Source organism: Massilia sp. TSP1-1-2 (genome assembly GCF_049896185.1).
In the GTDB taxonomy this organism is placed as follows: Bacteria; Pseudomonadota; Gammaproteobacteria; order Burkholderiales; family Burkholderiaceae_D; genus Telluria_A.
This window is the reverse complement of record NZ_JAFCTU010000007.1, coordinates 124,195-149,564: the sequence shown is the minus strand read 5'-3', so window position 1 is coordinate 149,564 and position 25,370 is coordinate 124,195. Positions and strand designations below refer to the sequence as shown.

Annotated in this window: 16 protein-coding genes; 11 read left to right on the top strand and 5 right to left on the bottom strand. The window is 63.3% G+C overall.

What is annotated here, in order from left to right:
• Positions 1 to 64 precede the first annotated feature (64 nt).
• Genes ACP7BV_RS08485 through ACP7BV_RS08470 form a run of 4 tightly spaced genes read left to right on the top strand, consistent with a single transcriptional unit; the run spans position 65 to position 3,616 of the window.
• A complete protein-coding gene (locus ACP7BV_RS08485) occupies positions 65 to 1,573 on the top strand; it encodes a tryptophan halogenase family protein (protein WP_426103368.1) in 1,509 nt (502 codons plus the stop codon).
• Between the two features lie 20 nt (positions 1,574 to 1,593).
• A complete protein-coding gene (locus ACP7BV_RS08480) occupies positions 1,594 to 1,722 on the top strand; it encodes a hypothetical protein (RefSeq protein WP_426103367.1) in 129 nt (42 codons plus the stop codon).
• A gap of 21 nt (positions 1,723 to 1,743) precedes the next feature.
• Positions 1,744 to 2,736 (top strand): hypothetical protein, encoded by a 993-nt coding sequence (locus ACP7BV_RS08475; protein WP_426103366.1) that lies wholly within the window; start codon positions 1,744 to 1,746, stop codon positions 2,734 to 2,736.
• Positions 2,737 to 2,752: 16 nt separating this feature from the next.
• The gene (locus tag ACP7BV_RS08470; protein ID WP_426103365.1) at positions 2,753 to 3,616 is read left to right on the top strand and encodes an alpha/beta hydrolase family protein; all 864 of its coding nucleotides are present in this window, start codon (positions 2,753 to 2,755) and stop codon (positions 3,614 to 3,616) included.
• Here the strand turns inward: ACP7BV_RS08470 and ACP7BV_RS08465 are convergent.
• Together ACP7BV_RS08465 and ACP7BV_RS08460 are read right to left on the bottom strand one after the other, a co-directional pair.
• The gene (locus tag ACP7BV_RS08465) at positions 3,613 to 5,127 is read right to left on the bottom strand and encodes a tryptophan halogenase family protein (protein WP_426103364.1); all 1,515 of its coding nucleotides are present in this window, start codon (positions 5,125 to 5,127) and stop codon (positions 3,613 to 3,615) included. The two genes, ACP7BV_RS08470 and ACP7BV_RS08465, sit on opposite strands and share 4 nt — an antisense overlap.
• 204 nt (positions 5,128 to 5,331) lie before the next feature.
• Positions 5,332 to 5,817, bottom strand: a complete 486-nt coding sequence (locus tag ACP7BV_RS08460) for a hypothetical protein (RefSeq protein ID WP_426103363.1) — start codon at positions 5,815 to 5,817, stop codon at positions 5,332 to 5,334.
• A 251-nt stretch (positions 5,818 to 6,068) separates the two neighbouring features.
• On the opposite strand from ACP7BV_RS08460, the gene ACP7BV_RS08455 reads away from it, so the two are divergent.
• The 3 genes from ACP7BV_RS08455 (at position 6,069) to ACP7BV_RS08445 (ending at position 12,346) form a co-directional block, all read left to right on the top strand.
• Positions 6,069 to 7,958 carry a DEAD/DEAH box helicase gene (locus ACP7BV_RS08455; protein WP_426103362.1) on the top strand — a complete coding sequence of 630 codons (1,890 nt, stop codon included), beginning with the start codon at positions 6,069 to 6,071 and terminating at the stop codon, positions 7,956 to 7,958.
• Between the two features lie 391 nt (positions 7,959 to 8,349).
• A complete protein-coding gene (locus ACP7BV_RS08450) occupies positions 8,350 to 8,511 on the top strand; it encodes a hypothetical protein (protein ID WP_426103361.1) in 162 nt (53 codons plus the stop codon).
• An 85-nt stretch (positions 8,512 to 8,596) separates the two neighbouring features.
• A complete protein-coding gene (locus ACP7BV_RS08445) occupies positions 8,597 to 12,346 on the top strand; it encodes an ATP-binding protein (protein ID WP_426103360.1) in 3,750 nt (1,249 codons plus the stop codon).
• Between the two features lie 351 nt (positions 12,347 to 12,697).
• On the opposite strand, the gene ACP7BV_RS08440 is transcribed toward ACP7BV_RS08445, so the two are convergent.
• On the bottom strand, positions 12,698 to 13,975 hold the full coding sequence (locus ACP7BV_RS08440) for an MFS transporter (RefSeq protein WP_426103359.1): 1,278 nt from the start codon (positions 13,973 to 13,975) through the stop codon (positions 12,698 to 12,700).
• 176 nt (positions 13,976 to 14,151) lie between these two features.
• On the opposite strand from ACP7BV_RS08440, the gene ACP7BV_RS08435 reads away from it, so the two are divergent.
• From ACP7BV_RS08435 to ACP7BV_RS08420, 4 genes are all read left to right on the top strand, one after another.
• Positions 14,152 to 15,480: an MFS transporter gene (locus ACP7BV_RS08435; RefSeq protein ID WP_426103358.1), complete on the top strand. Its 1,329-nt coding sequence runs from the start codon at positions 14,152 to 14,154 to the stop codon at positions 15,478 to 15,480.
• A 57-nt stretch (positions 15,481 to 15,537) separates the two neighbouring features.
• Positions 15,538 to 17,169, top strand: coding sequence for an alpha-D-glucose phosphate-specific phosphoglucomutase (locus tag ACP7BV_RS08430; protein WP_426103357.1), 1,632 nt, complete (start codon positions 15,538 to 15,540; stop codon positions 17,167 to 17,169).
• Between the two features lie 22 nt (positions 17,170 to 17,191).
• Entirely contained in the window at positions 17,192 to 18,868 is a 1,677-nt protein-coding gene (locus tag ACP7BV_RS08425) for an alpha-amylase family glycosyl hydrolase (protein ID WP_426103356.1), read from the top strand.
• A gap of 87 nt (positions 18,869 to 18,955) precedes the next feature.
• The gene (locus tag ACP7BV_RS08420; protein WP_426103355.1) at positions 18,956 to 20,806 is read left to right on the top strand and encodes a glucokinase; all 1,851 of its coding nucleotides are present in this window, start codon (positions 18,956 to 18,958) and stop codon (positions 20,804 to 20,806) included.
• Here the strand turns inward: ACP7BV_RS08420 and pulA are convergent, their stop codons facing one another.
• Together pulA and ACP7BV_RS08410 are read right to left on the bottom strand one after the other, a co-directional pair.
• The gene (gene pulA, locus ACP7BV_RS08415) at positions 20,807 to 23,509 is read right to left on the bottom strand and encodes a pullulanase-type alpha-1,6-glucosidase (RefSeq protein WP_426103354.1); all 2,703 of its coding nucleotides are present in this window, start codon (positions 23,507 to 23,509) and stop codon (positions 20,807 to 20,809) included. It abuts the gene before it with no gap.
• 143 nt (positions 23,510 to 23,652) lie between these two features.
• The gene (locus ACP7BV_RS08410; RefSeq protein ID WP_426103353.1) at positions 23,653 to 25,251 is read right to left on the bottom strand and encodes an oligopeptide:H+ symporter; all 1,599 of its coding nucleotides are present in this window, start codon (positions 25,249 to 25,251) and stop codon (positions 23,653 to 23,655) included.
• Positions 25,252 to 25,370: the final 119 nt, after the last annotated feature.

Sequence of the window (25,370 nt, the reverse complement as noted above, 5' to 3'; positions counted from 1 at the left end):
GGTTGTTTTACGTACCACCTGCGCGTTTTACCTATCAACCTTGGATTCCAGCCAGGACATCACCATGCCAACTTGCGTCATCAAAAACATCGTCATCGTCGGCGGCGGCACTGCCGGCTGGATGAGCGCCGCGGCACTGTCGGCCGTGCTCAAGGATCGCTACACGGTGCGGGTCGTCGAGTCCGACGAGATCGGCATTGTCGGGGTGGGGGAAGCGACCATTCCAATGATCAAGCGCTTCAACCAGGTCGTGGGCATCGACGAAGCGCACTTCCTGCGCGCCACCCAGGGCACCTTCAAGCTGGGCATTGAATTCGTCAACTTCGGCAAGCTGGGCGACCGTTACCTGCACGGCTTTGGCACCCTGGGCCAAGACCTGGCCACCGTGCCTTTTGACCAGTACTGGCAAAAAATGCGGCGCCTGGGCAAGGCCAAGGATCTGGATGCGTATTCCATCACGCGCCAAGCTTGCAGGCAGAACAAATTCATGCCGCCGCGCCACGACGCACCGAATTCGCCGCTCAATGACATCGCTTACGCCTACCATTTCGACGCCAGCCTGTATGCGCGCTACCTGCGTGGCGTGTGCGAACAACGCGGCGTGACGCGCATCGAAGGCAAGATCGTGCACGTGTCGCAGCGCGAAGGCGACGGCCATGTCGACGCGGTCGTGCTGGAAAGCGGCCAGCGGATCGAGGGCGATCTGTTCATCGACTGCTCCGGTTTTCGCGGCTTGCTGATCGAAGGCGCGCTTGAGACCGGCTATGAAGACTGGAGCGCCTATTTGCCGTGCGACACGGCGGTGGCAGTGCCGTGCGAATCGGCCGCTGAGCTGCTGCCCTACACCCGCTGCACTGCGCACACGGCCGGCTGGCAATGGCGGATCCCGCTGCAGCACCGGATCGGTAACGGCTACGTGTATTGCAGCCGTTTCATCAGCGATGATGAGGCGCGCGCCACCTTGCTGGCCAATCTGGACGGCAAGCCGCTGGGTGAGCCGCGCATCATCCGCTTCAAGACCGGCATGCGCAAGCTGGGCTGGAACCGCAATGTGGTTGCCATCGGGCTGGCCAGTGGTTTCCTGGAGCCGCTCGAGTCAACCAGTATCCACCTGGTGCAAGCTGCGATCGGACGACTGATCAATTTCTTTCCCGACCAGGGCTTCAACCAGACTGACATTGACGAGTACAACCGCCAGAGCCGTTTCGAATACGAGCGCATCCGGGATTTCATCATCTTGCACTACAAGCTCAACCAGCGAGACGACGCGCCGTTCTGGCAAGCCTGCGCCGCCATGCCCATCCCGGAGACATTGGAGCGCAAGATGGCCTTGTTCCGCGCGCGCGGGCGCGTGGTGCGCCTTGATAATGAACTGTTTGCCGAAGTCGGCTGGCTGCAGGTGCTTTACGGACAGAATCTTGCGCCCGAAGGCTACAACCCCCTGGTCGATCTGATTGGGGAAAACGAAACTGCCGAGTATCTCGACAATGTCAGCGCCGTGATTGCCGCCTGCGTCGACGTGATGCCGTCGCATGCCGAGTATGTTGCCCAATTTTGCGCCGCGCCGCGCTAGACTTTTACCAGGAATTGCCCATGCATTTTTCAGTATCGCGCCTCGCCTTTCCAGCCCGCGCAGCCATGATCGCGTTGGCGTTGGCTTTGGCAAACCTGGCGGTGGCGGCAAGCGCCGCTGCGCTGCCACCGGCCACGCAATTTTTCTAGGCACCGCAGCTGTCCGGCGCCGTGTTGTCACCCGACGGACGAGCGCTGGCATTTCGCCAGCCTGGTCCCGACGGCAGGTTGCGCCTGGTCGTGCTCGACCTGCTGAGCTTCAAGCCCACGGTAGTGGCATCCTATGCCAATGACGACGTTGACCGGATCGCATGGGTCAATGACCAGCGCCTGGTGTTTACCCTGAAGGTTGAATTGACCGGACCGAACCGCACCGACACCGGGCCCGGCCCCGGCCTGGTTGCCGTCAACCGCGACGGCGGCAGCTTGCGCGCCCTGGTCGAGCGCACCCGTTATTTCGCTTCCAGTGGCGCCACATTCGACAAGTTGCAACCTATTAATACCTTTCTGGTCCACGCTATCGGGGGCCAACGCGGTGACGAGGTGCTGGTGGCAAGTCCACAGGCGATGGACGAAAAACAGGTCGACTATATCGAATTGGGCAGTCTGAATACCGTCACTGGCCGCTTGCGCAATCTGGACACACCCTTGCATTCGGACTACTGGCTGCGCGACCTGCACGGCAAGCTGCGCGTTGCCATGTCCGTCGAGGGCGCCACGCGAACCATGCATTACCGTAAGCCGGACGGCGATTGGAAAAAGCTTGCCCAGTTCCCCCGCTTCGATCACAACGCGATTCACCCCTTGTTTATTGACAATGCCGCTCGCCTGTACGTCAGCGCTGTCCAAGGCGACAAACGGGCGGTCTTCACCTTCGATCCGGCCACGGGAAAGCTGGGCGCCAAGCCGGTGCTCGCTTCGGCCGAGTATGACATCGATCCCCAGTTCATCGCCACCAATGACAAGTTGCTCGGCATGCGCTACCACATCGATGCCGAGGTCACGGCATGGCTCGATCCAGCCATGCAAGCAGTTCAAGCCAGCGTCGACACGCTGCTGCCTGCCACCCGCCAACTGCATCTCGGTGCCGGCCCATGCCGCCACCAATTTCGTGCTGGTGGAATCGTTTTCCGACGTCCAGCCGCTGCGCTATGCACTGTATGACACCAAAACCGGCTAATTGACCATCATTGGCGCTTCACGGCCGGCCTTCGATCCGCAGCAGCTCGGGGTGATGGACATGGTGCACTACAAGGCGTGCGACGGCTTGCCGATTCCCGCCTATCTGACGCTGCCGCCTGGCGGGGTCAAGAAAAACCTGCCCTTGTTGGTGTTTGTGCATGGCGGGCCGTGGGTACGCGGCGCAACCTGGGGCTGGGATAGCGAAGTGCGGTTCCTTGCCTCGCGTGGCTACGCAGTGCTGCAGCCGGAATTTCGCGGCAACCGGGGTTTCGGGCGCCGTCATCTTGAAGCCGGCTTCAAGCAATGGGGCCTGGCAATGCAAAACGACCTGGCCGACGGCGTGCGCTGGGCGATTGCCGAAGGCATTGCCGACCCTAAGCGTATTTGCATCATGGGCGCCAGCTATGGCGGTTACGCGACCATGATGGGTCTGGTACACGCCCCGGACTTGTTCCGCTGCGGCGTCAACTGGGTGGGCGTGACCGACATCGATCTGATGTATGGCGTGGGCTGGAGCGATCTGTCCGATGACTACAAGCGCTACGGCATGCCAGCGCTGGTGGGCGACCGGGTCAAGGATGCGGCCCAGTTCAAGGCAACCTCGCCGGTGGCCAGGCTGCCCGCATCACCCAGCCGCTATTGCTCGCCTATGGCGGCTTCGACGTGCGCGTGCCCATCGTGCACGGTGAAAAACTACGCGACGCGGTCAGGGCGCGCAACAGCAATGTCGAGTGGGTCGTGTACCCGCAAGAAGGGCATGGCTGGCACAAGCCGGAAAACCAGGTCGACTTCTGGACCCGCGTCGAGAAATTTTTGGATCGCAACCTGCGCGCGGCCAAGTAATCTGGCGCGGCGGTGTTAGCCCGGAGGCGCGGCCTTGCAATTGGCGGCGATGAATTCTTCGTGGCTTGGCATGGCTTGCGCGCAGTTGCGGATCACCTGCTGTACATCGCTCAGGAAGCTGGCGATCTGGGCCTTGCTGCGCTGGTCCACCAGCGGGTTGTAGCCCTGGGCCCGCATGCCTTGCCCGTGCATCACCTGCAGCCAGCTGGTCTCGGCGAACAAATCATCGCTGTCGCGCACAATGCGCCCGTTGCTGCGATACAGATCCATCTTTGCCTGCAAGGTAGCGGGGATCTCCATTTCCCGGCAGTAATCCCAGAACGGCGAACCGGTGCGCTCATTGGCCTTGTAGTGCAGGATCAGGAAGTCGCGAATGGTGGTGTATTCGCGATCGCTCTGCGCATTGTAGGCGTCGATGTCGGCCGTATCGAAGCGCGCATGCGGAAACATCATCATCAAGCGGGTAATCGCCGTTTGCACCATGTGGATGCTGGTTGATTCGAGCGGCTCCATGAAGCCGCCCGACAAACCAATCGCCACGCAGTTCTTGTTCCACGCTTTTTTGCGTTTGCCGGTGGTGAACTTGAGATGGCGCGGCGACGCCAGTGGGGCGCCGTCAAGGTTGTTCATCAACGTAGACTCGGCTTCGTCCGCGCTCATGAACTTGCTGCTGTAGACGTGTCCATTGCCGACCCGGTGTTGCAGCGGGATGCGCCATTGCCACCCGGCCGCACGCGCGGTCGATCGGGTGTACGGCAGCAAGGCGCCATGCGATTCGCAGGGAACGGCAACGGCGCGGTCGCACGGCAGCCAGCCGCTCCAGTCCTCGAAGCCGGTATGCAGCGCCTTTTCAATCAAGAGACCGGCCATGCCGGAACAGTCGATGAACAGGTCGCCGGCAATGCGTTCACCGTTTTCCATGATCAGCGCTTGAATAAAGCCGTCGCCCTCGCGCAGCACGGTCCCGACGATCTTGCCTTCGGTGCGCGTGACCTGCGCGGCCTCGGCGCGCTGGCGCAAGAATTTGGCGTACAGGCCGGCATCGAAATGGTAGGCGTAAGCAATGTCTGCAAGGGGAGAGTCGCTGCAGTCATACGTGCCGCGCATGAACTTGCCCATGCGCGGCGCCACGGTATTGAGCGAAAAATGTTCGAGCTCGGGTGCTTCACCAAGCTGGTACAGCTTGAGCCAGTATTGATAGAACTTGGCCAGCATCTGGTCGCGTCCGATGCTGCCAAAGCCGTGGATATAGGAGTCGCCCTGCCTGCCCCAATTGACAAACTCGATGCCAAGCTTGAAGGAACCCTGGGTGGCGCGGATGAATTCGTTTTCGTCTATCCCCAGCAAATCGTTAAAACCACGGATCAGGGGGATGGTCGCCTCGCCTACGCCGATGGTGGAGATTTCGTTCGATTCGATCAGGCGGATGCGGTAGTCTTCGGGCATCAAATGCGATAGCGCGGCAGCTGTCATCCAGCCTGCGGTACCGCCACCGACGATGACGATGTCGTTTATTAGCTTGATAGTCAATTATCGCTCCATCCTGGACTGCCGTCCGTCAACAATAGTTCGAAAGACTGGCCGAGCTGCCAGCGAAGGCAAGCTGCTTTGCCCTTTGGCAATATAACATTTCAGCGTTAACTATTCAATCTCGGTAGGCGCGGCGCGCGCAACACAGTCTCGCGCCTACAACGCCGCCGGCACGCGCTTGTCCATCGCGCTCGGAAGTGATTTTTATGAGGCGCAAAGGCGGGCGCGAATGCGCCGCAAATTGGCGACCGGGCCCGTCAGCACCAGCGTATCGCCATCGCGCGCCACGTGGATATTGCCCTCATCCCAGCGCAGCAGGCGCGGCAAGTTCTGGCGATACACGATGGCGTTCCCGCGCGCGCCCACTTCGATATAGCGCGCGCACTCCACTTCGGTGACCACGCGCCGCACCGCCGCTTCCGACGCCGGCGACACGCTAAAGCGCGCCTTCATCACCATCAGCACCGAGATCAGCGCGCCCACCGCCAATCCGGCGAGCAAGGCGCCCAGCGGCATGACGCGCGCGCCGGAAGCGATTGCCAGGCCATGAATGGCCAGCGTGCAAGCCAGTACGATAAGCAGATACGATTGCAGCTGCGTCCACGATTGAAACAGCATCCAGTAGCGTTTCGCTGGCAGCGGATACGTGATGGCCGAGACGGCAAGCTTGGCTTTGACTGATTCAGGCATGGGTAGCAATAGCATCATGAAAGCGCGCATCCTACCATGACAAAATAGTTTATTTTGCCGCGTGTGGCGTGCAAAATCAGTGACAGCAGGTGACAGGAAAGGGGGGCAGCGACCCCACGCGCATGAAATACTAGCAGCATTCCCCCAGCAATTTGATACGGAAATCGTGGTTTTGGCACATAAAAATCGCCAACAGGGTAAACTACAGGGTGCTTTCCCGTCGGGATGGCAAGTCTAATTGCGAGTGTCCTATGTCTGAATCCCCTGTACTGCTGTTTTCCGAACTCAATCTTTCCGCCCAGGTGCTGAAGGTAATGAAGGAGGTCGGTTACGAAACCCCTTCGCCGATCCAGGCAGCCACCATCCCGCTGCTGCTGGCCAATCGCGACGTGTTGGGACAGGCCCAGACCGGTACCGGCAAGACTGCCGCCTTTGCGCTGCCTATCCTGTCGCGCATCGACATCAAGCAGCAAACGCCGCAGGCGCTGGTGCTCGCGCCCACGCGCGAACTGGCGATCCAGGTGGCCGAAGCGTTCCAGAAGTACGCCACCCACATCAAAGACTTCCACGTGCTGCCGATCTACGGCGGCCAGAGTTACGGCCCGCAGCTGTCGGCCTTGCGCCGCGGCGTGCACGTCATTGTCGGTACCCCTGGCCGCGTCATCGACCACCTTGAAAAAGGCTCGCTCGACCTGTCCAAGCTGAAAACGCTGGTGCTCGACGAAGCCGACGAGATGCTGCGCATGGGCTTTATCGACGACGTCGAACAGATCTTGCAAAAGACGCCCGAATCGCGCCAGACCGCGCTGTTCTCGGCCACCATGCCCTCGGCCATCAAGCGCATCGCCAAAACCTACCTGCGCGACCCGGCCGAAGTGACCGTGGCCGCCAAGACCGGCACCGCCGACAATATCCGCCAGCGCTACTGGATGGTGAGCGGCATGCAAAAGCTCGAAGCGCTGACCCGCATTCTGGAAGCGGAACCGTTCGACGGCATGATCATCTTTGCCCGCACCAAGCTCGGTACCGAAGAACTGGCCACCAAGCTGCAGGCGCGCGGCTTTGCCGCCACCGCCATCAATGGCGACATGCAGCAGACGCAGCGCGAGCGCACCATCGAGCAGCTCAAGAACGGCAAGATCGACATTCTGGTTGCCACCGACGTGGCCGCGCGCGGCCTGGACGTCGAGCGCATCAGCCACGTGATCAACTACGACGTGCCGTCCGACCCTGAAAGCTACACCCACCGCATCGGCCGCACCGGCCGCGCGGGCCGCAGCGGCGACGCGATCCTGTTCATTACTCCGCGCGAGCAAAGTCTGTTGAAGGCCATCGAACGCGCCACGCGCCAGCCGGTGGCGCCATTGACGTTGCCTACGGTCAAAGCGGTCAACGACGTGCGCATTGCCAAATTCAAGGACCAGATCACGGAAGTGATCGCCGCCGGCGGCCTGGACGTGTTCCGTTCGCTGATCGAAGAATACGAGCGCGAGCAGAACGTGCCCGCGATCGAAATTGCCGCGGCGCTGGCCAAGCTGGCGCGCGGCGACGTGCCGCTGCTGCTAGAAAAACCGAACCGCGACGCCAAGTCGGCGCCATCGTGGGCCGCCACCGAAGCGCCGGGCGCGCGCGCACCGCGTTCCGATTCGCCGCCGCGCGCGTTTGTCCCTAGCGAGCGCGGCGAACGCAGCGAGCGTCCGGACCGTGGCGGCGAAGCACCGGCCTTCAAGCCGCGCGAGCGCACCATGAAGCCGCAGGAAGAGGGCATGGGCACGTTCCGCATTGAAGTGGGCCACGCGCACGGTGTCAAGCCGGGCAATATCGTCGGCGCGATTGCCAATGAAGCGGGCATCGAGTCCAGGTACATCGGGCGCATCGAGATCTACGATGACTACAGCACGCTTGATCTGCCGTCGGACATGCCGCCTGACTTGATCGATCACCTCAAGACGGTGTGGGTTGCGGGCCAGCAGCTGAACATCACGCGTGATGGTGAAACGCCGCCGCCGAAAAAAGCGGGCACGCCGTTCGTCAAGAAAGCGGGCGACCGCCGTTTTGAAGAGAAAAAGCTCGGACCCAAAAAGCCATACGACGCGACCAAGAAGAAAGAGCACCGCAAAGGCCCGGTAAAGCCTGAGTAATTTGACGCGATGGCGGATCGTATCCGCCCTACGCAAGCCGTGCGAGCAGCGGTCCGTAGGGCGGATGCATTCGGCCACGCTCCGCTAGCGACTTCTATCCGTAGGGCGGATGCAATCTTCCATGAGCCGCTCATGGCTTCTCGCTCATGACTCCTCGCTCATGACTTCTCGCTCATGACTTCTCGCTCATGACTTCTATCAGTGAGTTCATGCCCCAACCCGACAAACACCACGTCCTTTTCATCTGCAGCCGCAACCAGTGGCGCAGTCCCACCGCCGAGCAAGTCTGGCGCAAGCATCCCCTATTGTCCGTGCGCTCCGCCGGCACCAGCCCCAACGCGCGGCGCCAGGTGTCCGCCGACGATATCAGCTGGTCCACCGTCATCAGGTCATGGAAGAAAAGCACAAGTCGCGCCTGAAAGCCGAATTTTCCCGCTTGCTGGAAGGGCGCGTAATCCACGTGCTCGACATCCCCGACGACTACAAATACATGGACCCCGAACTGGTGGAGCAAGTCGAGCAATCGGTGGCTTCGCTGCTGGACCTGGAATAAACTGTCGGGTTTCCTATCGGAACGTCCCTTCCGTCCGATTTGTTCTATGATTTCATCAACGACAATGCCGTCGATTGAGAGGAATATGGATAGTCTCTTGGCCAGCGATACCAGCTTTTTGAATGGCAGCGGCGAGATGGCCGCCTTGATCCGTTCCCTGGACTGGTCCGGCACGCCCCTCGGTCCCGTGCAAACGTGGCCGCAAAGCTTGCGCACCATGGTCAGCCTGTGCCTGGCGTCGAGCTTTCCCATCAATATCATCTGGGGGCCGGCCAACACCCAGATTTACAACGACGGCTACCGCGCCATGTACGGCGCGCGCCATCCCGGGGCGCTGGGCATGGATTACACCGAATGCTGGGCCTCCGCATGGACCGGCGTGGGCGAAGCGTTCGAGCAGGCGCGCAAGGGCGGCACCTCCTTCCGCGAAAACGAGCGGATGTTCCTGTTTCGCAACGGCTACCTGGAAGAGACCTTTTTCACGTTTTCCATGAGCCCCGTGCGCGACGAGTCGGGCGGCATCGGCGGCGTGTTCCATCCCGTGACCGAGACCACCACCAGCACGCTGGCGGCGCGCCGCACGCGCGCCTTGCGCGACCTGACGGCGCACCTGGCCGAAGCGAAAACTGCCCACGACGTGTGCCGCCTGGCCATCGAAACGCTGGCCGGTTACGCGCTCGACCTGCCTTTCGCGCTGCTGTACTGCCTGGACGCGGACCGCGGCGCCTACCGGCTGTTCGGCAGCGCCGGCGTCGACGAGGGCACGGCGATCAGCGCACCGGCCATCGCGGCGGACGCCGGCGGCGTATGGCCGCTGGCGCGCCTCGAACGCGACGCGCCGACCTTGTGCGTGGACGGTTTGCGCGCGCGTCTGGGCTCCGTCCAATGCGGTCCCTACGACGAGGCGCCCGAGTGTGCCTTCCTCATGCCGGCCTGGCGCGACAACGGCAAACTGCCGGTGGCGCTGCTCATAGCTGGGGTCAGCGCGCGATTGCCGCTGATCGACGCCTATCGCGACTTTTACGCGGTGCTGGGCGCCGCCTTTGGCGCCGCGCTCGCGCGCGTGGCCGCAGCCGAAGAAGCGCGCCTGCGCCTGGACATGCTGACCGCCATGGACCGCGCCAAGACCGAATTTTTTTCCAACGTCAGCCACGAGTTCCGCACGCCGCTCACCTTGCTGCTTGGCCCGCTGGAAGATGCCGCGCACGATGCGGCCATTCCCCAGGCCCAGCAAGACCGGCTGGAGATGGCGCACCGTAACGCGCTGCGCCTGCTCAAAATGGTCAATTCGCTGCTCGATTATGCGCGCATCGAGGCGGGGCGCGCCGTGGCGCGCTTTGTCTCCGTCGACCTGGCCGCGCTGACGGCGGACCTGGCCAGCGGCTTTCGCTCGGCCTGCACCAATGCCGGCATCGCGTTGAACGTCACCGCGCCGCCGCTTCAGGAAGCGGTCTATGTCGACACCGAGATGTGGGAAAAAATCATCCTCAACCTGCTCTCGAACGCTTTCAAGTTCACGCTGGCCGGCAGTATTTCGCTCACGCTGCGCTGCCATGGCGACGCCGTGCAGCTGACGGTGGCCGACACGGGCGTGGGCATCCCGGCCGCGCAACTGGGCAGCGTCTTTGAGCGCTTTCACCGCGTGCAGAGCCAGAAGGGCCGTTCGGTGGAGGGCACCGGCATCGGCCTGTCGCTGGTCAAGGAGCTGGTGCACTTGCATGGCGGCGCGATCGCTGTCGACAGCGTCGAGGGCGCCGGCACCACTTTCACACTGTCGATCCCGTTCGGCTGCGCGCACCTGCCGCCCGACCAAGTGCACGCCAGGTCGGCCTGGCCGGCGCGTGCCTGGCGCGGCGGCGAATATGCCGAGGAAGCGATGCTCTCGCTGCGTCCGGACGCGGCGAGCGTCGCGCCGATCTTCATGCCGGGCGCGCCGCGCATCGTGCTGGCCGACGACAACGCCGACATGCGCGCCTATATCCAACGCATCCTGGTCGACGCCGGCTACCAGGTCGATGCGGTGGGCGATGGCGCGGCGGCGCTGGCCGCGATCCGGAGCAGCCCGGCACCCGACCTGGTGCTGACCGACCTGATGATGCCGGGGATGGATGGTTTCGAGTTGCTCGGCCAATTGCGCGCCGACGCGGCCACCACGGGTCTGGTGGTGATGCTCATTTCAGCGCGCGCCGGCGAAGAAGCGCGGCTCGAAGGCTTGGCCGCGGGGGCCGACGACTACATCGTCAAACCGTTCAGCGCGCGCGAACTGCGCGCGCGTGTGGACGGCGCCATTGCGCTTGCGGGGCACCGGCGCAAGGCCGACGAGCGCGTCAGCGCGCTGCTGGTGGAAATTGAGAAGGAGCGCGGCCGCGCGGCGCTGCGCGAGACCGAGGCCCACGTGGCGTCGTTCTTTGAGCAGAGCGCGGCCGGCGTGGCCGAAGCCGACCTGGCAGGGCGCCTGATCCGCGTCAACGAGCGCTATTGCGAGATCGTCGGGCGCACCCGCGAGGCGCTGCTGGGGCGGCCCGGCGACGGCTTCGACCTGGCGCAGGGCGGCCTGGACGCGTTCGAGGCCGACCGCCGCTACGAGCGGCCCGACGGCAGCGCGGTCTGGGTCAGCATGGCCGTCACGCCGATCCGCAACGCAGCCACCGGCGTGGCCGAAGGCGCGCTGGCCGTGGTGCTCGACATCACGGCGCGCAAGCTGGCCGAAGAGGAAGTGATCGAAGCGAGCCACCGCAAGGATGAATTTCTGGCGATGCTGGCGCACGAACTGCGCAACCCGCTGGCGCCGATCAGCGCCGCCGCCGAACTGATGGCCATGGTCCAGCTCGACGAAGCGCGGCTGAAACGCACCAGCGCCATCATCACGCGCCAGGTGCGCCACATGACCAGCCTGGTCGATGACTTGCTTGACGTCTCGCGCGTCACACGCGGCCTGGTGGCGATCGACCGCAGTCCCCAGGACATCGGCCGCATTGTCGCCAACGCGGTCGAACAGGTCACGCCGCTGATTGAAGCGCGCCGCCACCAGCTCATTACCGACCTGGCCGCGCAGGACGGCGTGGTGCTGGGAGAGCACAAGCGCCTGGTGCAAGTGCTGAGCAACCTGCTCAACAACGCGGCCAAGTACACGCCCGATGGCGGCGTCGTCACCTTGCGCACGCGCCTGGAAGGCGGGCGCATTGCGATCAGCGTGGAAGACACCGGCATCGGGATCGCGCCCGAACTGCAGGGGCGCGTGTTTGACCTGTTCGCGCAGGCCGAGCGTACGCCGGACCGCTCGCAGGGCGGGCTGGGTCTGGGGCTGGCCCTGGTCAAGAGCATGGTGGAGCTGCACGGCGGCACGGTGGTGTGCAGCAGCGAAGGCCTGGGCAAGGGGAGCTGCTTTACGGTCAGTCTGCCGCTTTTGGAAGAAGCGGGCAGGGATGGTACTGCCGGGGAGCTCGCGCCGCTGGTGCAGTGCGCAGGCACGCTCAGGATCATGGTCGTGGACGACAATGTGGACGCGGCGATGATGCTCTCGCTGCTGCTTGACGCGTCAGGCTATGAAGTGATGGTGGAGCATGACTCGACCAAAGCGCTGGCGATGGCAAGCGCGCGCCGGCCCGATATCGGCATTCTTGATATCGGTCTGCCCGATATGGATGGCAATGAACTGGCGCGGCGGCTGAAGGCGGGCGCGGCCACCTCGCACATGGTGCTCATTGCCGTGACCGGGTACGGGCAGGAGAGCGACCGGGCCAAGGCCATGGCGGCCGGGTTTGACCATTACCTGGTCAAGCCAGTGGATACGGCGCGGCTGATGGATATTCTCAACGGCTTGCGCCGGGCGTAATTGGGCGTAATCGGGTTCAAAGCCGAAGCCGCCGATTTACCAGAGCGCCGCCCACCCGGCTGCGGCACCAATGCCATGCAGCCGAGCCGGCATCGGGCGTTTCGACGGCGCTTGGCGCAATGCGGGTGAAGCCCTTTTCCGCCCTACGCAAAGCCGAGCCGTCAACTTGCGTAGGGCGGAAAAGCGAAGCGCATTGCGCCATGGGGCCGCCTGCGGCATCGGGCGTTTCGACGGCGCTTGGCGCAATGCAGGCGATGCCCTTTTCCGCCCTACGCAGGGCCGAAGCCGTCGACTTGCGTAGGGCGCAAAAGCGAAGCGCATTCCACCACGGCGCCGCCCGCGGCTTCAACCTCAATGCTGCGCCGCCAGCGCCCCCACCGGCATGGCCGCCCCTTGCTTGTCCTTCACCAGGCACCACAACGCGGCCGACACGGCCAGCGAGGTCCCGCAGATCACATACAGCAAACTGTTGTTCCCCGCGCCCTTGAGCACATACCCCACGCCCGTCGACATCAGCTGCGGCACCACCACCGACAAGTTGAACAAGCCCATGAAAAAGCCCATGCGGCTCTTGTCCACCTTGTCGCTCATGATCGCAAACGGCAGGCTCACGATCGCGCTCCAGCCAATGCCCACCACCGCCATCAGCGCATACAGCATGGCCGGCGTGCGCGCGAACGAGGCGATCATGAAGTACCCGCCGGCCATGATGGCAATGCACAGCGCCTGCGTGTTCACGCGCCCGATGCGCCTGGCAACGGGCGCAAGCACCAGCGCCGGCAGCAAAAAGCCCACGGTGTTGAGCACCGCGAACGAGTACGCGATGATTTGCCCGCTCTGCGCGTTGGCCGCAGCCTGCGGCAGGCCGGCCGGAATGATATGGGTCTGGATGAAGCCATACGTGAACACGAACATTGACTGCACGCCCAGCCACGAAAAGCCATGCGCGATATAGATGCGCCACAGCTGGCCCCAGTCGGCCTTGGTTGCCGTGGCCGCCTCGGCCACCGTCACCAGTTCGCGCCGCTCTTTGATGAAGAACATCGGCACCACCGAGAACGCGAACACGACGATGGCGCCCAGCTGGATCAGGGCATCGTTACCAAGCGTGGCCCCGACGATGTAGGCGAGCACGCCCCAAAAGCCGGAGATGGTCTGCATCCACGTGTACCCTTTGGTACGCGCCTCCCCTTCGGGAGTGAGGTCGGCGATGATGGCGCGCGTGGGGTTGAAACTGATATTGATCGACAGGTCGAGCACCACCACGATCACTACCGCCACCATCAGCAGGTTGCCCACGCCAAGCGCTTGGTTGACGATGTCAATGCGCGGCAGCAGGAACACCATCAGTGCCGCCAGCGTGCCGCCAATGAGGATGAAAGGCCGGCGCCGGCCGCCCCAGAACCAGGCCTTGTCGCTGACCAGCCCGATCAACACCTGGCCCAGAATGCCCGCAGTCGGGCCGGCGGCCCAGACAATGCCGATCTGGTGGATCTCGAGCCCGAAGCGGGTGCTCAAGATCCAGCTCAGCGCCGAAATCTGGATGCACAACGCAAAACCCATTGCCGTCGAGGGCAAACTAATCGTCGCGTAGAAAAAATTACTCAAGCGCTTTTGCATATCCAGCATGGTGTCTCCGTCCAATTCTGTTATTTGACTACAATTTCTATTGTTTTTATTTGATTGCTACCTTAATTCTACTATGGAACGGTTTGGATTGACACGTAGAAATCGCCATGTTACTTTGCTACAAATGATGAAAATAAGCCTGGCATGTTGCGCGGGCGACAAATTTGGGGACACAGATGCAAATGCAACTCTCGGCAATCAAGCCGCGGCTGACCTTCTCGCAGCTTTGGAACATGAGCTTCGGCTTTTTTGGCATCCAGTTCGGCTTTGCGCTGCAAAATTCGAACAGCAGCCGCATCTTCTCGACCCTGGGCGCCTCGCCCGACGACTTACCCTGGTTCTGGCTCGCCCCGCCCGTCACCGGCCTGCTGATACAACCGATTATCGGCTACTTGAGCGACAACACGTGGCACCACAAGTGGGGCCGTCGCCGTCCCTTCTTTTTTGGCGGCGCCATCCTGGCCACGCTGGCCATGTTTATGATGCCCAATTCGACCGCCATCTGGATGGCCGTGTTCGCGCTGTGGATCATGGACGCGTCGATCAACGTGGCGATGGAGCCGTTTCGCGCCTTTGTTGGCGACAAGCTCGATCCGGCGCAGCAAACGTCCGGCTTTGCGATGCAGACCTTCTTCATCGGCTGCGGTTCGGTGATCGCGTCCTTGCTGCCGTCGATCTTCGAGCACTTCGGGGTGAGTAACTCGGTCATCGACGGGAACATCCCGCCGACCGTACGCTACTCGTTTTATGTAGGCGGCCTGGCGTTCATCAGCGCCGTTGCGTGGACGGTGTTCAGCAGCACCGAACTGCCGCCGGCCGACCTGGAGGCTTTTCGCGCCGAACGCGCCAAGCGCAAGGGTGTCGGCCACGCCTTTTCCGAAATTTTCAGTAGTCTGGTAAAGATGCCGCTGGTGATGCGCCAGCTGGCTGCGGTTCAGTTTTTCTCGTGGGCCTCGCTGTTCATCATGTGGGTCAATACGACCAACGCCGTCGCCGCCAATGTGTTCGGCACCACGGATGCCAAGTCGGACGCCTTTCAGGCTGCCGGTACCTGGGTGAGCATTATGTTCGCGGTCTATAGTGGCGTCTCGGCGCTGGCTGCCTTTATTTTGCCGGTCATCGCGCGCAAGACCAACCGCAAGGTGCTGCACATGATCTGTCTGTTCATCGGCGGGGCCAGCCTGGCCAGCATCATGTTCATCACCCAAAAGGAAATGCTGCTGCTGCCGATGGTCGGCGTGGGCATCGCGTGGGCCAGTATCCTGACGGTGCCGTTTGCGATTCTTGCCGGTTCCGTGCCACCGGAAAAAATGGGCTTTTACATGGGCGCGTTCAACTTCACGGTCGTGGTTCCCCAGATCGTCATGGTACCCGTGCTGCCATTCGTCCTGAGCCACTTTTTGGGCGGCCGGGTCGTGGCCACGCTGGCCTTCAGCGGCGCCTGCATGGTCATCGGTGGCCTGTGCACGCTGCTGGTAAAAGACACCGTGGTCGTCAGCGCTTAACGTGGCGTCAGGATCGCGTTGCTTGTCATATCATATTGATAATTGACAGGAGAAATAATGACCATCCAGACCATTGCAACAACACCGTTTGCCGGGCAAAAGCCCGGCACGTCGGGACTTCGCAAAAAAGTGGCCGAGTTCCAGCAGGGCGGCTACCTTGAAAACTTCGTGCAGTCGATCTTCGCCACCCTTGGCGACTGTGCCGGCCAGAGCCTGGTCGTGGGCGGCGACGGGCGCTTTTTTAACCGCCACGCGATCCAGGTCATTTTGCGCATGGCTGCCGCGCACGGTTTCGCCAAGGTGCTGGTCGGGCGCGCGGGCATCCTCTCGACGCCGGCGCTGAGCTGCGTGGTGCGCAAGCATGGGGCGCTGGGCGGCATCGTGCTCTCGGCCAGCCACAATCCGGGCGGCCCGGATGGCGACTTCGGCATCAAGTACAACATCGGCAACGGCGGACCGGCACCCGAGCGCATCACCGACGCCATCTACGGCCATACCCAGGCAATTGCCGCCTACCGCATCAGCGACGCGCCCGCTACCGATATCGACCAGATCGGCCAGGCGCACATCGAGCAAATGGTCGTCGAAGTGATCGACCCGGTGCGCGACTACGCCGACCTGATGGCGCGCCTGTTCGACTTTGCGGCCATCAAGGCCTTGTTCGCAGGCGGCTTCACGATGCGCTTTGACGGCATGCACGCGGTGGGCGGACCGTATGCGCAGGCCATCCTTGAAGGCATCCTGGGCGCGCCCAAAGGCACCGTCATCAACGGCGCGCCGCTGGAAGACTTTGGCGGCCACCACCCCGACCCCAACCCCGTCAATGCGGCCGACCTGATCGCTTTGATGGCCGCGCCCGACGCGCCGGACCTGGGAGCTGCCACTGACGGCGACGCGGACCGCAACATGATCGTCGGGCGCGGCATTGCCGTCACGCCGTCCGACAGCCTGGCCATCATCGCCGCCAACGCCGGCGTGGTGCCCGGGTACCGCGCCGGCATCACGGGTATCGCGCGCTCGATGCCCACTTCCACCGCGCCCGACCGGGTAGCCGCGGCGCTCGGCGTGCCGTGTTACGAAACGCCGACCGGCTGGAAGTATTTCGGCAACCTGCTCGACGCCGGCCTGGTCAACCTGTGTGGCGAAGAAAGCTACGGAACGGGGTCAGACCACATCCGCGAAAAAGACGGCCTGTGGGCGGTACTGTTCTGGCTCAATATGGTGGCTGCCAGCGGCCTTTCGGTGGCCGACATCGTCGAGCGCCACTGGGCCCGCTTCGGGCGCAATTACTACTCGCGCCACGATTACGAGGCGGTCGATGCCGCTGCCGCCGAAGCCATGATGGCGCACCTGCGCGGGCAGCTTGGCGCGCTTGGGGGCACCGTCCACGACGGCTACACCGTGGCGCTGGCCGACGACTTTGTCTACACCGACCCGGTTGACGGCTCGGTCGCGAACAGGCAGGGCGTGCGCATCATCATGAGCGACGGCTCGCGCATTGTTTTCCGCCTGTCGGGAACCGGCACCGAGGGCGCCACCGTGCGCCTGTATCTTGAAAAATACGAGGCCGATCCGGCCCGCCACGCTCTGGAAGCGCAAAGCGCCCTTGCCGGCCTGGCGCGCATCGCCGACACGCTTTCGCAACTGAAGTCACGCACCAAGCGGGCAGGTCCCACCGTCATCACCTAAATTTTTCACCGACAGGAAGTACATGAAACGTTCCGCATTAGCTGCCGCACTCGCACTCGCACTTGCACTCGCCTCTGGCGCCGCATCGACTCCCGCATTCGCGCACGGAGCGAATCAGCCTTTTGTGTGGGAGGGCGCGACGGTGTACTTCCTGTTGACGGACCGGTTTAGCAACGCCAATGCCGCCAACGACCTGGCGTACGGGCGCAAGCGCGACGGGGCCGTCCTGCGCAGCTACATGGGCGGCGACCTGGCCGGCGTGACCGCCAAGATCAAGGAAGGCTACTTCACCACGCTGGGGGTCGACGCCATCTGGATTTCGCCGCCGGTGGAGCAAAACCACGCCAGCACGGACGAAGGCACGGGCACCTCGTACGGCTTTCATGGCTACTGGGCCAAGGACTTCACCAGTGTGGACGCCAACCTTGGCACCGAAGCGGACGTGAAGGAACTGGTCGATACCGCGCACGCGCACGGCATCCGCGTGCTGCTCGACGTGGTGATGAACCATACCGGCCCGGTCACGCAAGCCGACCCGGCGTGGCCCAAGGAATGGGTGCGCCTCGACCCGGTGTGCACGCACCAGGATACGGCAACGACGGTCGACTGCGCGCTGGTCAAGAACCTGCCCGACATCCGCACCGACAATAACAAGGCGGTGCAGCTGCCGCCGACGCTGGTGGCCAAGTGGAAGCAGGAAGGGCGCTACGAGCGCGAAGTCAAGGAGCTCGATGCTTTTTTCAAGCGCACCGGTTTTCCGCGCGCGCCGCGCTATTACGTGATGAAGTGGCACGCGGACTGGGTGCGCAAGTATGGCTTTGACGGCTTTCGGGGCGACACGGTCAAGCACACCGAGCCTGGCGTATGGAAGGACCTGAAAAAGGTCGCCAGCGAAGCGTACGAAGACTGGAAGCGCGCCAACCCGGCCAAGCGGCTGGGCGACGACAAGTTCTTCATGACGGCCGAAGTGTTTAACTATTCGGTCAATCATGGGCGCATGTTCGACATGAACGGTGGCAAGTACGCGGACTTTTTCGCCAACGGTTTTGACAGCCTGATCAACTTCAGCATGGTGCGCGACGCCAAACAAAGCTACGAGCAGCTGTTCAGCGGCTATTCAAAGGCGCTCAACGGGCCGCTGAAAGGTTATTCGGTCCTCAATTACATCAGCTCCCATGATGACGGCAACCCCTTCGATCCGCTGCGCACGCGTGCGTTCGAAAGCGCGACCAAGCTGATGCTCGCACCCGGCGCGGCGCAGATCTATTACGGCGACGAGACGGCGCGCGTATTGAAGGTTGACGGCGCGGTGGGCGACGCAACACTGCGTTCGTTCATGAACTGGGGCGACCTGGCCGACAACGCGCAGCGCGCCGGCTACCGCGTTAGCGACCTGCATCTGCACTGGAGCCGGCTGGGCCAGTTCCGGCGCGCGCACCCGGCGGTGGGAGCGGGCGTGCATGAGCAACTGGAAAGCAGTCCCTACACGTTCGCCCGCAAGTTCGAGCGCGCCGGCGTGCGCGACAGCGTGGTGGTGGCGCTGGACCTGCCGCCCGGCAAGCCAACGCCGGTCAGCGTGGCGGGCGTCTTTCTGGACGGCCAGACGGTGCGCGATTACTACTCGGGAAAAACGGCGCTTGTCGCGAATGGCAAAGTGCAGTTCGACACCGGCAATTCGATGGTGCTGATCGGGTTCTGAACGCAACATTTCCTGACCCCGGGGGAGATTTTGGTGCATTTCGTACAATAGGGTATGCTACACGCGATCCAGCCCCTATTTATTGCGATGACCAAAGAAACCGACTCCGAACAGAAATACAGCCGTACCGCCTATGCGGACGGTCCACGCCTGCTTGCCGACATCGGCGCCACCCACGCGCGCTTCGCACTTGAAACCGCGCCCGGCGTGCTGCGCTCGGTGCGCGTGCTCAAGTGCGACGATTTCAGCGGCATCGTGCCGCTGCTGCATTGCTACCTGGCCGACCATAAAAACATCCGCCTGAACCACGCCGCGTTCGCGCTGGCCAATCCGATCAGCGGCGATACGATCCGCATGACCAACCGCGACTGGACTTTCTCGACCGACGAAGTGCGGCGCGAGCTCGGCCTGAACACGCTGCTGATCGTGAACGACTTCACGGCGCTGGCAATGTCGCTGCCCGGCCTGTCCGGCGCGGATCTGATGCAGGTCGGCGCCGGCGCCCCGGCGTCGAACGCGGTGATCGGGGTGCTGGGGCCTGGCACCGGCCTTGGCGTCTCCGGCGTCATTCCCACCGTCGACGGCCTGGTTACGCTGGGCAGCGAGGGCGGCCACGTCAACTTCGCGCCGGCCGACGAGCGCGAGTTTGCGATCCTGCAGTTCGCCTGGAAAGAGTGGTCGCACGTGTCGAACGAGCGCTTGATTTCCGGCCCCGGCATGGAAATCATTTATCGCGCGCTGGCTGAACGCAACGGTCAACAGGTCGCCGCGCGCTCCTCGCCCGACATCATCAGCGGCGCGCTTGACGACAACGATCCGCTGTGCCTGGAAGTGCTCGAATGCTTCTGCAACATGCTGGGCGGCGCGGCCGCCAACCTGGCCGTGACGCTGGGCGCGTTCGGCGGCATTTTCATCGGCGGGGGCATCGTGCCGCGCATGGCCGAATTGTTCGCCAAGTCGGGCTTTCGCGCGCGCTTTGAGGCAAAGGGCCGCTTCACCGAGTACCTGGCCCAGATTCCGACGTACGTGATCATGACGCCGAACCCGGCCTTTTACGGCGTGGCGACGATCCTGTCCGAACACCTGCGCGGGCGCAGCGGCGCCAACACGCTGATGGAGCGCGTACAGCACTTGCAGCACGAACTCTCGCCCGCCGAGCAGCGCGTCGCCACGCTGGTGATCGAGCACCCGCGCAAGGTGCTGGGCGAGCCGATCGCCGAAATTGCGCGCCTGGCCGACGTCAGCCAGCCGACCGTGATCCGCTTTTGCCGCTCGCTCGGTTTCCTGGGTCTGGCCGACTTTAAGCTCAAGTTCGCCAGTAGTCTGACCGGCACCATTCCGGTGCGTCACAGCCAGGTGCGCACGTCCGACAGCACGCATGACTTGTCGGCCAAGGTGATTGACAACACCGTGTCGGCCATCTTGAAGTTCCGCGACCAGCTCGACGTGCAGTCGATCGACCGCGCCATCGAACTGCTGCGCAATGCCAAGCGGGTGGAGTTTTATGCGATGGGCAATTCGCGCGTGGTGGCGCTGGACGGGCAGCACAAGTTCTTCCGCTTTCGCATTCCGAGCGCGTCGTATGGCGACTCGCACCTGTTCAAGCTGGCCGCAGAACTGCTCAATCCGGGCGACGTGGTGATCGCGATTTCGTCATCGGGGCAGATGCCGGAACTGCTGGCGGCGGTGGATGCGGCGCGCGCGGTCGGGGCCGACGTGATCGCGATCACCAGCAGCAAATCGGCGCTGGCGAAAAAGGCGACGGTGTGCCTGGCGGTCGATCACAGCGAAGACGGTACCTACTTCCTGTCGATGATCTCGCGCATGCTGCAGCTGCTGCTGATCGATATCATGTCGGTCGGGATTTCGCTGGGCGTGCAGGGCGACGACAGCGAGGCCGAGAAAAAGCGCATGCTCATCTCGCACCTCGATATCTGACTACTCCACAAACACGACAGCGGTGCGCGGCGGGACATGCAACATGCCCGTTGCGCGGTCGTAGGCGGCATCCGCGGCGCGCCGGTCGGCCGCCCCAGATGCCGCATGCACCGGGTGGAGCCGCATGCGCTGCCCCCGTTCGCGCTCCACGGCCACGCCATGCGCCACCTTGTCCACATTGATGAAGTAATTGACGGCCTTGAAGTGCGCGCCAGGGTAGCCCTTGCCGTCGATGCGCGCGGCAATCACGGTCGGGGCGGCGCTGTCGTAAAAGCGCAGCCGCGCGTTTATGTCGGCCGCTGTGCGCAGGCGGAACAGGGTGGAGCTGGCGCGAATTGCCAGCAGGTCGCGAAAGGCGTCGCGGGCATAGGCGATGTCGGCCGGCGCCGGTTTTAATGCGGCGTTGGCCAGCAGCGGCTTGAGGAGGGCATAGTCCTTGCCGTTGTCCTGCGCCGGCGGCAGACCGGTGCCGAAGTAATTGTCCTGGTAGCTCCAGTCGATGCGGTTGAACCAGTCGCCCGAATTGAAGCTGTTGCGGTCCAGTGACTTGGAGCGCAGCGTGTCGATGCCGGCGTGGTAGTACGCCACGCCCTGGCTAAAGGCGTTGATGGCCGCGCCCAGCATCTGCACCCGCGCGCGTTCGGCGCTGGTGGTGGCCAGCGGCAGCTTGAGGACGTTGATGTCGTACAGTGTTTGGTTGTCGTGGTTTTCAACGTAGTTGACCGCTTCGCCCGGCTCGCTGGCGTAACCGGCCGGCTGGCCGTTATAGTCGATCGATTCCAGTGTGAGCACGCCCTTGGCGTGCGTGCGCAGGGGGTAGCTGCGCACCGAGCCTGCCAAGCCAACCTTGACCATGTCGGCAGTGCCCAGCAAATCGGCCAGCGGACGCGCGCCGGCCAGTGCGTTGGGATCGTACACCAGGCCATTGATGAAGCCCTGCTGCGAGATCAGCTTGTCGCCGGCGTCGGCAGCGGAGCCGCCGCGCACGCTGTCGCGTCCCCGGTCATTGAAGGTGCCGATGCCGCTGCCATCGAGCGAGAGCTGCGAGGCTTGCACGAAGCGCGCGCCATTTTCCACCTCACCGAAATTCCAGCCTTCGCCGATCAAGTTGACGTGGCGCCCGGCCGCCTTGTCGACGCGCGCCTGCAACTGCTCCATCACCGCGCGCGGCTGGTGGCCCATCAAGTCGAAGCGGAATGAATCGATCTTGTACTCGCGCGTCCACAGCGCGGCCGAATCGAGCATCAGACGCGCCATCATCAGGTTTTCGGTCGCGGTGTTGTCGCAGCAGGTCGATTGCTCGACCGCGCCGGCCGCGTTCAGGCGGTGGTAGTAGCCCGGGACAATCCGGTCGAGGACGGATTTTTCTTTCTGGCCCGAGGCGAAGGTGTGGTTGTACACCACGTCCATCCCGACCCGCAAACCGGCGCCGTGCAGGTTCATCACCATTTCGCGAAACTCGATGATGCGGCGCGCACCGTCGGCCGGGTCGCTGGCGTAGCTGCCTTCCGGCGCGCTGTAATGGAACGGGTCGTAGCCCCAGTTGAAGCAGTCGGTGTGTTCGGTTTTCTTGATCAAGGCTTGCTGGGAGTCGCCATCGGCTGCACCCACGGGCGCGGGCACGGCGCAGCCGCGCTCGGGCACGCTGGCGATGTCGTACACCGGCAGCAGGTGAATGTCGGTCATGCCGGCGCGGCTGAGTGCTGCCAGGTGCCGCATGCCGTTGGCGTTCTTCTCGCCAAAGGCGGCGTACTTGCCGCGCTTTGCCGGCGCCACCGTCGGGTCGTTGATGGAAAAGTCGCGCACGTGCAGTTCGTAGACCACCATGTCGGTCTGCGCCTTGACGCGCTCTGGCACCCGGTGCCGGTCCCAGTGCGCGGGTTTCAAGCGCGGCGCGGCCAGGTCGGCAATGTAGCTGCGCGCCGAATCGGTGCTCAGGCTGACCGAGTAGGGGTCCGTCACCAGGTTGCGTACCAGGCCGGCGCTATCGACAATGACGTCGACGATGTATTGATAGTATTTGCCGGACAGGTCGCCGGGTGCGGCAATGCGCCACACGCCGCTGGCCGCGTCAAGCTGCATGGGCGCGATCGCCGTGGCCGGCGCGCTGGCGCTGTCGTAAGTGCACAGCATGACCTGCTGCGCCGTTGGCGCCCACAGACCGAAGGCGGTGGCTGTTGCGCGGGGAGCGACGCCCAGGCCGGGGGCGCTGGCCGCAGCCCGATACAGGTCGTCGAGCGCGCCGGCAGCTTGCAGGCGCGTTGCGGCGCGCACGGTGCCGTCGGCGTCTTCCTGCACCAGTACCAGCTGCTGGCGGTGCAGCGCCGGCAGGCGCGCCAGGTCGGCGTCGGCAATGGCGAATGTGGGGCCGGCGCCGACGTACTTGAAGCGCGCCGGGTCGGCCGGTCCGGTGAAGCGCGTCATGACCAGTGCGCCGGTGGCGCCGCTCACCCTGGCGCCGGGCGTGGCAGTAATGCCGCCGTCGGGTGCGTGGTACAGCTTGACGACGCCCGCCGCGTCGGCGCCGGGCCAGCGCGCGAGGCGCCGGTTGAGCCAGACGGCGCGCGCCGGCAGGCTGGCCGCTCCCGGCTGCAGTAGCTGCTGGAAGCTGGCGCTGTCGCAGGCTGCCAGCGGTGCGTCGGCGCCGTGCGCCGCGCCAAGGAAGATGAGGTGCAAGGCTGCACAGCGAAGCAAAATACGCATAGGGAATCCGGGTCGGTAAATCGCGGCGAGGGCAGTGCTAAAGACAGGTCTTTCAGGGAAAGTACTGCAAGTACAAGACTCGCGCCGCCAAGCCTAATAATTTAGCGATGGTAGAGCATTTTCTGTAGCTTTACTACAAAATCTTACACTTGATTCAACTCGCCCTGGGCGCGGTAATTATCCACCATCTTGTAGCGCGTTGCGTACCACCCGAAGATGGCAGCGGCCACCAGTGCGAAGGCGGCAAAAAAGTACATCTGGAACGCCATCACGCTCACGCCGCTGTTGGCGATCTGCGCGATCACCGCGTCGTTGCGCACGGTCTTGTTGACGATCAGGACCCACAGGCTGCCGACCGTGATCGACAGGAACCAGAAGGCCATGATCACCCCCTTCATCGACTTGGGCGCCTGGCTGTAGGCAAATTCCAGGCCGGTGGCCGATACCAGCACTTCGGCAAAGGTGAGCAGCGCGTACGGCAGGATCTGCCAGGTCATCGACATCGGCGTGCCGCCATCCATGGCCACTTGTATGGCCCCGATGACGATCCACGACAGGCCCGAAAATGCGATCCCCGTCGTCATGCGGCGCAGTGCGGTCGGCTCGATGCCCAGTGTGCGCAAAAGCGGGTACAGCACCAGGTTGTTAAACGGGATCAGGATCATTACCAGCAGCGGATTTATGGCCTGCATCTGGGCCGGTGCGAACGTGAACGGGCTGCCGAACAGGTCGATGGTCGGCGCGATCATGGCATTGGCCTGTACCACCCAGGTCGAGGCCTTCTGGTCGAACAGCGACTGGAAGGGCGTGCACAGGGCGAACACGATCAGGATGCGCAGCACGGCGCGCACGCCATCGACCGCTTCGTCGGGATGGATGCCGCGCGCGCGTTCGAGTTGCATGGAGGTGCCGATACCACCGAACGCGAGCAGCAGCACCAGCGCCAGGCAGGCGCCGATGACGAAGCCCAGCGCCGGAATCATGAGCAGCGAGACCAGCGCGCCGAGCGCGCCGATGCCGGCGACGAACAGGCCCGCCTGTCCAGCGCCGCGCTGTTTGGCCAGCAGTGCGGTGCGCGCCACGTTGATGAACGAGTGCGGGTCAGCCGGGGCGGGCGGGACGTGCACGTATTTTTTGCGTCCCGACCAGAACACCAGTGTGGCGACCAGCATCAGCGCGCCCGGAATGCCAAAGGCGACCGAGGCGCCGTAGCTGCGCAGGAAAATGGGCATCAGCAGCGAGGCGAAGAACGAGCCGAAGTTGATCGACCAGTAGAAGGCGTCATACACCACCTTCGCCTTGTTCTTGTTGGTCTGGTCGAACTGGTCGCCCACGAACGAGGACACCAGCGGCTTGATGCCGCCCGAGCCGAGTGCGATCAGAAACAGGCCGAAGTAAAAGCCCTTGAGGTTGTCGTCCCAGACGGCCAGGCAGGCGTGGCCCGCGCAGTACACGAGGCTGAGCCAGAAGATGGTGTTGTATTTGCCGAAGTAGCGGTCGGCGATCCAGCCGCCCAGCAGCGGAAAAAAATACACGCCGATGACGAAGGTGTGGAAAATATCCTTGGCTTCGCCGGCGCGGTCCGGGGCCGGCATGAACAACAGCAGGGTGCTGATCAAAAAAGGCGTGAGGATGTTGCGCATGCCGTAAAAGCTGAAGCGTTCGCACGCCTCGGAGCCGACGATGTACGGCACTTGCCGGGGCAAGGGCCCGTTGCCGTCCTGTTTATCCGCTTGCGCCATTCCCGCTCCCTACATTTGACCAGACGCGATCCTAAGCGCTTGCCGAGAGACTGGCAATAGCTAATTTATTTGATGTAGTTTGACTACGATAGTGATCTGGTACTATTGCCATGGAATGT